The sequence below is a fragment of the Streptomyces sp. genome, from assembly GCF_031178505.1.
Classification (GTDB): Bacteria; Actinomycetota; Actinomycetes; order Streptomycetales; family Streptomycetaceae; genus Streptomyces; species Streptomyces gulbargensis.
Genome location: NZ_JAPSIW010000853.1, coordinates 1 through 2,793 on the forward strand (window position 1 = coordinate 1; position 2,793 = coordinate 2,793).

The window sequence follows — 2,793 nt, forward strand, 5'->3', positions numbered from 1 at the left end:
AGTGGTGCTCGCCGGGCGCGTAACCCTCCGCGACCGGGTACTCGTCCTGCCGGTCCGGGTCCAGAACGGCGAGCCGCCGCTCCCGGACCAGCCGCCCGAGCCGGTCCGCCGCCTTCTCGGCCCGCGGTCGGTCCGGTGCCCCGTCGAGGAAGGCGACGGCCGCCTCGATCTCGTACGGATGCGACTCCTCCAGCGACTCCACGGCCGCCCAGCAGAACTCGGTCGCCCGGAACAGCCAGGCGTTCCAGACCTGGTTGCGGTGGAGCAGCCCGACCACCGGGCCGGTCGTGAGCAGGGAGGCCGGCGGCGCGTCCTCGACCGGGACGAAGGGCGCCACGGGGTAGCCGCGCTGGGAGGGATGGACCGCGGGCAGCGCGCCCTCATGGGTGGACATCTCGGTGAGGTGCCGGCAGATCCGCTCCACGCGCAGGCCGCCGCAGCGGCCGATGGTGTCCAGGACCCGGAGCGCGTGCGCGGTGTGCAGCGGCTGGCTGACCGGCCCGCGCAGATCCGGTTCGAGTGCGTGGCCGTAGCCGCCGTCCTCGTTGAGGTACGCGGCCAGGGCGGCCTCGACCTGGTCCGCGCCACCGCGCAGGAAGTGGTAGGCGAACCGGCGCTGTTCGAGGACGCGGGCCGTCAGCCAGACGAAACGCTCGGCGCGGGCCACGGGCGTCGACGACGGGGCGGGAGGGGAGGAGTGGGGTTTCTCGGCCATGGTCCGACGTTAGGGGGCGCGGGCGCGGAGACAAGGCCCATGGGCCGGGCTGCACTCTTCGGAGCGGGATACTGGAGTCATGCGGTTGACGATTTTCTGGGAACGCATGGCCGATCACTTCGGTGAGGCCTATGCGGAGTCCTTCGCGCGTGACCACGTGATGTCCGAACTGGGGGGCCGGACGGTACGGGAGGCACTGGAGGCGGGCTGGGAGGCGAAGGACGTGTGGCGGGCCGTCTGCGCCGCCGTGGACGTACCCGCCGACAAGCGCTGACCCGCGCGCGGCGGGGGCGGCGGCCGGTGGCCGCCGGGGAGGAGACGCGGGGACGCGAGGGGTCCGGGCGGGAATGTCCGCGCGGTGCGCGAGACTGGCGGGGTGGCCCCGACTGACGACAACGAGAAGCCCGAGACGCCCGCCCACCCCGACACGACCGAGAACCCCGACAGCACAGCGCCGCGTGGCGTGAGCCGCCCGAACGACCCGGCGGCACCGAACGATTCGCCGGCAGGGCCGGCCGCGGCCGCCGCGCGGGCGGCGCACGGCGCCCCCGGCCCGGCGGCGCCCGACGACCACCCGGGCTCAGGCTCCGGTCCGGCCATCGCCTCCGCCACCGGTCCGGCCACCGCCACCGGTTCCGCGGCCGGGAGTCCGGCCGAGTCCGTCCCCGGGCCCGCGCGCATGCCGCGCTGGCTGCCGCGCGCGCTGGTCCTGGCCCTCGCGCTCTACGCCTGCTTCCAGCTCGGGAGCTGGGCCTTCCACCAGCTCATCGGCCTGCTCGTCAACGTCCTGCTCGCCTTCTTCCTGGCCCTCGCCATCGAACCGGCGGTCGGCCGCATGGCGGCACGCGGAATGCGCCGAGGCCTCGCCACCTTCCTGGTCTTCTTCGGCGTCCTCGTCGTCGGCGTCGGCTTCGTCGTCCTGCTCGGCTCGATGCTCGCCGGGCAGATCGTCGCCATGGTCGAGGACTTCCCGAAGTACCTCGACGCGCTGATCAAGTGGATCAACGTCACCTTCCACACCGACCTGTCCCGGGTCGAGGTCCAGGACAGCGTGCTCAGCTCCGAATGGCTGCAGAAATACGTGCAGAACAGCGCGAGCGGTGTGCTCGACGTCTCCGCCACCGTCCTCGGCGGGCTGTTCCGGCTTCTGACGATCTTCCTCTTCGCGTTCTACTTCGCGGCCGACGGGCCCCGGCTGCGCAGGGCGCTCTGCTCCGTCCTGCCGCCCGCCCGCCAGGCCGAGGTCCTGCGCGCCTGGGAGATCGCCGTCGACAAGACCGGCGGGTACCTCTACTCGCGCGGCCTCATGGCCCTCATCTCCGGCGCCGCGCACTTCGTCCTCTTCGAGATCCTCGACGTGCCCTACGCGCCCGCGCTCGCCGTGTGGGTCGGTCTCGTCTCGCAGTTCATCCCGACCATCGGCACGTACCTCGCCGGCGCCCTGCCGATGCTGATCGCCTTCACCGTCAACCCCTGGTACGCGGTGTGGGTGCTCGGCTTCGTCGTGGTCTACCAGCAGTTCGAGAACTACGTGCTGCAGCCGAAGCTCACCTCCAAGACGGTGGACATCCATCCGGCGGTGGCCTTCGGCTCCGTCATCGCGGGGACGGCCCTGCTCGGCGCCGTCGGCGCGCTGATCGCCATCCCGGCCGTCGCCACCCTCCAGGCGTTCCTGGGCGCCTATGTGAAGCGGTACGACGTGACGGACGACCCGCGCGTGCACGGCCACCGGAGGTACGGGGAGGCCGTGGTGGCCCGGCTGCAGAAGGCCCTGCACCACAAGAAGGAGCTGTAGAGGAGGACTCGCGGGCCGTACGCGCGGTCACAGGTACGAGGGGCCGGTGACCCGGTGCCGGAAGGTGTACCAGATCCACGCCTGGGCGGCCACGAGGAGCGGGGTCACGACCAGCAGGGCGGGCACGAGCAGGGCGAGCGTCGCCGGGGAGGCGGTCTGCCCGGCCAGCGGCAGGGCGGTTCCCGCCACGAGCGGCAGCCCGGCCATCAGGACGGCGGTCAGGGCGAAGGACTGCCACGGGCGCCCCGCCCGTCCGACGAGCCCGCGGGCCCGCTCGTACGGC

The 2,793-nt window shown here is 72.9% G+C and carries 3 protein-coding genes and 1 pseudogene; 2 read left to right on the forward strand and 2 right to left on the reverse strand.

What is annotated here, in order from left to right; translation table 11 throughout:
* Positions 1-715 (reverse strand): hypothetical protein (locus RIF68_RS33440; RefSeq protein WP_309055226.1); only part of this gene is annotated, 715 nt, incomplete at its 3' end.
* Between the two features lie 79 nt (positions 716-794).
* Between RIF68_RS33440 and RIF68_RS33445 the strand changes: the two genes are divergently transcribed.
* A complete protein-coding gene (locus tag RIF68_RS33445; RefSeq protein ID WP_309055228.1) occupies positions 795-989 on the forward strand; it encodes a DUF3046 domain-containing protein in 195 nt (64 codons plus the stop codon).
* A 405-nt stretch (positions 990-1,394) separates the two neighbouring features.
* Positions 1,395-2,510 (forward strand): AI-2E family transporter, encoded by a 1,116-nt coding sequence (locus tag RIF68_RS33450; protein WP_309055230.1) that lies wholly within the window; start codon positions 1,395-1,397, stop codon positions 2,508-2,510.
* Between the two features lie 27 nt (positions 2,511-2,537).
* On the opposite strand, the pseudogene RIF68_RS33455 reads toward RIF68_RS33450, so the two are convergent.
* A pseudogene (locus RIF68_RS33455) lies at positions 2,538-2,793 on the reverse strand (cytochrome d ubiquinol oxidase subunit II); the annotation flags it as partial.

Excerpts from the sequence above, each read along its gene's own strand:
- RIF68_RS33450 (WP_309055230.1), top strand. The coding sequence starts at position 1,395 with ATGCCGCGCTGGCTGCCGCGCGCGCTGGTCCTGGCCCTCGCGCTCTAC.
- RIF68_RS33445 (WP_309055228.1), top strand. The coding sequence starts at position 795 with ATGCGGTTGACGATTTTCTGGGAACGCATGGCCGATCACTTCGGTGAG.